This is a genomic window from Micromonospora echinofusca, from assembly GCF_017614955.1.
GTDB lineage: Bacteria > Actinomycetota > Actinomycetes > Mycobacteriales > Micromonosporaceae > Micromonospora > Micromonospora echinofusca_A.
In genome coordinates this window covers 1-3,357 of sequence record NZ_WVUH01000528.1, presented here as the reverse complement: position 1 = coordinate 3,357, position 3,357 = coordinate 1, and the positions used below count along the sequence as shown (strand labels likewise).

The 3,357-nt window shown below is 73.1% G+C and carries 1 protein-coding gene; it reads left to right on the top strand.

Annotated features, from left to right (window positions below):
• Window positions 1–3,357 (top strand): non-ribosomal peptide synthetase (locus GSF22_RS32155; RefSeq protein WP_208817674.1); only part of this gene is annotated, 3,357 nt, incomplete at both ends.

The following is a 3,357-nucleotide window of genomic DNA, read 5'->3' as shown; positions in this document are numbered from 1 at the left end:
CACCGGCACCGTGCACGGCCGGTTCGCCGCCACGGCCGCCGCCACGCCGGACGCCCCGGCCGTCGTGCACGCCGGGCGGAGCTGGACGTACGCCGAACTGGACACCGCCGCGAACCGGGTCGCCCGGCACCTGCGCGACCTCGGCGCCGCCCCGGAACAGCTCGTCGCGGTCTGCCTGGGCCGGGGCCCCGACCTGGTCGCCGCCCTGCTCGGGGTGCTCAAGTCCGGGGCCGCGTACCTGCCGGTCGACCCCGGCACCCCGGCCGACCGGATGGCGTTCATGCTCGACGACGGTGCCGTCGGGATCGTGGTCACCGACACCGCCCACCGGGAACGCTTCGCCGGGTTCGCCGGCACCGTGGTCGTGCTCGACGACCCGGAGACGGTCACCGCGCTCGCCGAGCGGCCCGGCACCGCCCCCGCCGTGCGGGTCGGTCCGGACAACCTGGTCTACGTCATCTACACCTCCGGCTCCACCGGCCGCCCCAAGGGGGTCTGCCTCACCCACGGCAACGTGCTGCGGCTGATGGCGACCACCGAGGACGAGTTCGGGTTCGGCCCCTCGGACGTGTGGACCCTGTTCCACTCGTACGCCTTCGACTTCTCCGTCTGGGAACTGTGGGGCGCCCTGCTCTACGGCGGCAAACTGGTCGTCGTCCCCCGCGAGGTGGCGCGTACCCCGGAGGACTTCCTCGACCTGCTGGTCGACCAGCGGGTCACCGTGCTCAACCAGACCCCGTCGGCGTTCCGCAGCCTGGTCCGGCTGGCCCGCGAGGGCGACCCCCGGATCGACCGGCTCGCACTGCGCGCGGTGGTCTTCGGCGGCGAGAAACTGGAGTTCGCCGACCTCGACCCGTGGGTGACCCGACGGGGCCTCACCGCGCCCCGGCTGCTCAACATGTACGGCATCACCGAGATCACCGTGCACGCCACCTGCCACGAGCTGACCCCCGGTGACCTGGTCGACGGCGCCGCCAGCCGGATCGGCCACCCCCTGCCGGACCTCGCGATCCACCTGCTCGACCCGCACGGCAACCCGGTACCGGTGGGCGTCGCCGGGGAGATCCACGTCGGCGGACCGGGCGTGGCGCGCGGCTACCTCGACCGGCCGGCGCTGACCGCCGAACGCTTCGTGCCCGACCCGTACGGCCCGGCCGGTGCCCGGCTCTACCGCAGCGGTGACCTGGCCCGGCGGCGTACCGACGGGAGCCTGGAGTTCCTCGGCCGGATCGACGACCAGGTCAAGATCCGGGGCTACCGGATCGAGCTGGGTGAGATCGAAGCGGCGATGGCCGCCCTGCCCGGGGTACGCGAGGCGGTGGTGGTGGTCCGGGAGGACACCCCGGGTGCCCGCCGGCTCGTCGCGTACTCCGTGCTCGACGAACGGGCCGAACTGCTCCGGCCCGCGCAGATCCGGGCCGCGCTGGCCCGTACCCTGCCCGACTACATGATCCCGACGGCGTTCGTGCCGCTGGCCCGGCTGCCGCTGACCGTCAACGGCAAACTCGACAAGCGCGCCCTGCCCGCCCCGGACCGCCGGCTCACCGCCACCGACCGGCCCTACCTGGCGCCGCGTACCGAGGTGGAGGAGCGGATCGCCACGGTCTGGTCCGAGGTGCTCGGGGTGGCCCGGATCGGCGTCGAGGACGGCTTCTTCGACATCGGCGGCGACTCGATCCGGGCCGTCGCGCTCGCCACCAGCCTCCAGGCCGCCGGCTTCGACGTGACGGTCCGGGACCTGTTCGAGCGGCGGACCGTCGCCGAACTGGCCGAGTTCCTCACCGGCCGGCCCGCCCCGGCCGCCCCGGAGGCGGCGGTCGCCCCGTTCGAGTTGATCTCCGAGGCGGACCGGGCCGCCCTGCCCGACGGGCTCGTCGACGCGTACCCGTGCACCCAGGCCCAGCTCGGCATGCTGGTCGAGCTGCTCGCCGACGACGACCGCAACCCGTACCACAACGTCACCACCTACCGGATCCCCGACCGGGGCGAGTTCTCCTTCGCCGCGTTCCGGGCCGCCGCCGACCTGCTGGTGCAGCGGCACGAGGTGCTGCGGACCTCGTTCGACCTGACCGGCTACTCGGTACCGATGCAGCTCGTGCACGCCACCGCGCAGATGCCGGTGGCGATGGACCGGGCCGTGGCCACCGACCGGGCCGGCCTGGAGCAGGAACTGCGCGACTTCATCGCCGCCGAACGGGCCAACCTGTTCGACCTGGCGCAGCCCGCGCTGTTCCGGCTGCACGCCCGGGTCTGCGCCGACGGGAGCTGGTGGCTGACCCTCACCGAGTGCCACCCCATCCTGGACGGCTGGAGCTACCACTCGCTGATGATGGAGGTGGTCCGCGACTACCACCGGATCCGCGACGGACTGCCGGTGCAGGAGCGGCCCACCCCGCCCGTCCGGTTCGCCGACGCGGTCGCCGCCGAGCTGCGGTCCACCCGGGAGGGCACCGACCGGGACTTCTGGCAGCGGGCGCTCACCGGCCGGGACCGGTTCGCCCTGCCCGAAGCGTGGGCCGACCCGGACGTCGACGAGGGCGTCAAGCACGAGCACTGGGTACCCCTGCACGACCTGGAGCCCACGCTGCGCGGCCTGGCCCGCACCCTCGGGGTGCCGTTCAAGTCCGTGATGCTGGCCGCGCACCTGAAGGTGATGAGCCAGCTCACCGGCGCCGAACGGTTCTTCACCGGCCTGGTCTGCAACATCCGGCCCGAGGTGGCCGGCGCGGACCGGGTGTACGGCATGCACCTGAACACCGTGCCGTTCGGGCACGACGCGCGGGTGGGGACGTGGCGGGAGTTGATCCGGCAGACGTTCGACACCGAGTTGGCGTTGTGGCCGCACCGGCGGTACCCGCTGTCGGCGCTCCAGCGCGAGACCGGCGACGGCGGCCGGATGCTGGACGTCCGGTTCAGCTTCCACGACTTCCACCAGATCGACACCGAGGAGATCGACTACGCCGACTCGATCGACGACAGTCCCACCGAGTTCCCGCTCGGGGTGATCAGCCGGCTCGGCTTCGTCACCCTGCTCGCCAGCCGGCGCCACCTCACCCCGGAGGCGCTCACCCGGCTCGGTGGCATGTACCGGGCCGTACTGGAGGCGATGGCCGCCGACGTGGACGGCGACGCGCGGACCGTCTGCCTCTCCCCGGCCGAGTTGCCGGTGGTGTTGGTGGATGGGGTGCCGGTGGTGGAGCCGGTGGTGCGGTCGGTGTTGGTGGAGGTGGAGTCGCGGGTGGCGGCGGTGCCGTCTGCGGTGGCGGTGGTGTCGTCGGCTGATGGTGTCGGGGTGTCGTTCGCGGAGTTGGATGCGCGGGCTTCCCGTGTCGGTCGGTGGTTGGTGTCGGTGGGGGT